A 2438-nucleotide genomic window follows, 5' to 3' on the forward strand; every position below is an offset into this window, starting at 1 on the left:
CTTCAATAATGATACTATTTAAACTAATATACTAGATATGATATTTATTGAAAAGTGGTAATATAATGAATGAAACAATAGATTTATTAAAAAACCATAGTTCTATAAGAAATTTTGAAAATAAAGCGATACCTGAGGAACAGGTTAACGAAATATTTAAAGCTGCAAATTAAACTTCTTCTTTCAGCTTGCTACAAAATGTAACTATTATTCGTGTGACTGATAGCTCCTTACGCAAGGAAATAATGAAACTCAGTGGTAATCAAAATTATATTGAAGATGCTTCAGAGTTTTGGATATTTTGTTCAGATTTCAATCGTAATCAACAATAAAAACTAATTTTGTAAAACAAACTAAATTTGGAAGGAGCTATTTATGACTGAAAATAAAAAACAAATGTTGCTAGGATTAGGATTCACAGGGGCATATGGTGCAAATGCTAAAGCCTGGAAAAGCGAAGGAGTCAATAGTAATACTTATCCAGATATTAAAGCAGATATTCCTTATGCTCAACTTGCTGAAAAAGGAAAATTTCAATTTCTTTTTGTAGGGGATTTCCCTGGAGAAGTACCCGATGATAATAGTCATGTACCATCGATGACGCTTGAACCTATTATTACTTCTACTGCAATTTTACAACAAACTAAACACATTGGTGTGGCATCAACTGTACATACTCAGTGGAATTTTCCTTATACTGTAGCACGTCAATTTAAGGGAATAGATTTAATGAGTGGAGGACGCATTGCCTGGAATGCTGTTACGGGATCAAGCCCAAAAGTAGCAGAACATTTTGGTGTTAATTTAATGGATAGTAAATCACGTTATGAAAATCACTATGAATTCGTTGAAGCTGTACAACATTTTTGGGCAACTTGGGGAGAAGAGGCCTTAAAAGCTAATAAAGATACGGGTGTCTTTGCTGAATACAGACAAGTAAAACCTGTTTATTTATCTGGTAAACATATAAAGGCAAATGGTGCCTTGCCTATACCTCCATCACCACAAGGGCAACCGCTCATCTTCCACTCTGGTGGTTCCCCTAATAGTATTGCATTTGCAGGTCGCTATGCGAATGCAATGATTGGTGAGGTGTGGACGATAGAACAAGGGATTGCTACACGTAATGCACTACGTCAGGCAGCTATAGATGCGGGCAGAGAACCGGATGAAATTAAATTTATCGCAGGACTCATGCCGGTTGTGGCTGATTCTAAACGTGAAGCAATTGATCGTCATGCGAGCTTTATGGATGAAAAACTGATTCAGCAACGCTTACATTATATTGGAATGGTGTTAGGTATTAGATTGACTCTAGAAGATTTAGATCATCCGCTAGCACCGGAACTTTTAGACAGAGTAGAAATTGACAGTTATTCTGACCCTCGTATTGAGAATGTTTTAAAGGTAGCACATGAAGGCTGGACATTACGCGATATCATTTATCAGTCTGTAATTGACTTTCATCCTGCAACGTTAGGTGATGCAAAAGAAACTGCTGATCACTTGACTGCGTGGTTTGAAGCCGGAGCAGCAGATGGATTCTGGTTATTACCTGATGCTTACGAAACTGATTTAGAACGTTTTGTTGAAGAAGTAGTTCCTATCTTACAAGAGCGAGGTGTCTTCCATGAAGATTATGAAGGAGAGACATTACGAGAAAATCTGGGTATTCCCTATCAATATGGTGTAGACAAACGATTAACTTAATATGATGACCATATTTGAAAGGAAATTATAATGAAAACAAAACACATGAGTATCGGAGTTGCTATGTCATATTTCTGATGAAATTAAATTTATGGCCTTTTTCACATTTGGACTAGGAAAGACGCATCGAGAGGCATTAGACCGTAGATGGGCAATGGAAAATCCAGAAGACTATATGGGTAACACACTACGAGAAAATATGAATATAGATTATCAGCTAGGCCTTGGCCCACGTATTTTAAATGAATCAGAATAGGTTAATGGAGTATAATTTTTTTGAGTTAATTCAACATAATTCAACTTATTGGAAGAGGATATGCGTGTCTATTAATAGGTGTATAAAGTGATGCTTATTTTCGTTCACATCATAGCGCCAGTCATCAGTGGCTGTGTCATTGCGTATTTTGCTTATTGGTTAAGTAAGCGCAATAAATAATAGGCGACACTAGACCACACCAACAAAAATCCCCTCACTACTGGTAATAGTGAGGGGATTGGTGCATAAGTGAAAACTTATTTTCGTTAAATACATTATAACATCATAAGCGTGATGAATTCAAAATAATGAATAAAGGTTCTGAAATAAAAGTAGGGGTCTTCTTGATCCCTCTAATAACCAAAAAAGCCTGCCATCGTTCAATGATATGCTCCCTGTTAAGTAAACACTTAAATAGTGAAAACTTAGCAGGGAGTTTTATTATGACTAGAAATATTAAAATAGATATCAA

3 protein-coding genes are annotated in these 2438 nt (G+C 35.9%); all 3 read left to right on the plus strand.

From position 1 onward, the window contains the following. Positions 1-375: 375 nt before the first annotated feature. Complete coding sequence (locus CD129_RS09550) at positions 376-1710, plus strand: NtaA/DmoA family FMN-dependent monooxygenase (RefSeq protein WP_115337751.1); 1335 nt, start codon at positions 376-378, stop codon at positions 1708-1710. 91 nt (positions 1711-1801) lie between these two features. After that, positions 1802-1966, plus strand: coding sequence for a hypothetical protein (locus tag CD129_RS09555; protein ID WP_160149123.1), 165 nt, complete (start codon positions 1802-1804; stop codon positions 1964-1966). A gap of 87 nt (positions 1967-2053) precedes the next feature. Beyond that, entirely contained in the window at positions 2054-2146 is a 93-nt protein-coding gene (locus CD129_RS09560) for a type I toxin-antitoxin system Fst family toxin (RefSeq protein ID WP_016912761.1), read from the plus strand. Positions 2147-2438: the final 292 nt, after the last annotated feature.

The sequence above is a fragment of the Mammaliicoccus fleurettii genome, assembly GCF_003970575.1.
GTDB lineage: Bacteria > Bacillota > Bacilli > Staphylococcales > Staphylococcaceae > Mammaliicoccus > Mammaliicoccus fleurettii.

What these genes read in the sequence shown, in the direction of transcription:
- CD129_RS09550 (WP_115337751.1), top strand. Translation starts at nt 376, where the DNA reads ATGACTGAAAATAAAAAACAAATGTTGCTAGGATTAGGATTCACAGGG.
- CD129_RS09555 (WP_160149123.1), top strand. Translation starts at nt 1,802, where the DNA reads ATGGCCTTTTTCACATTTGGACTAGGAAAGACGCATCGAGAGGCATTA.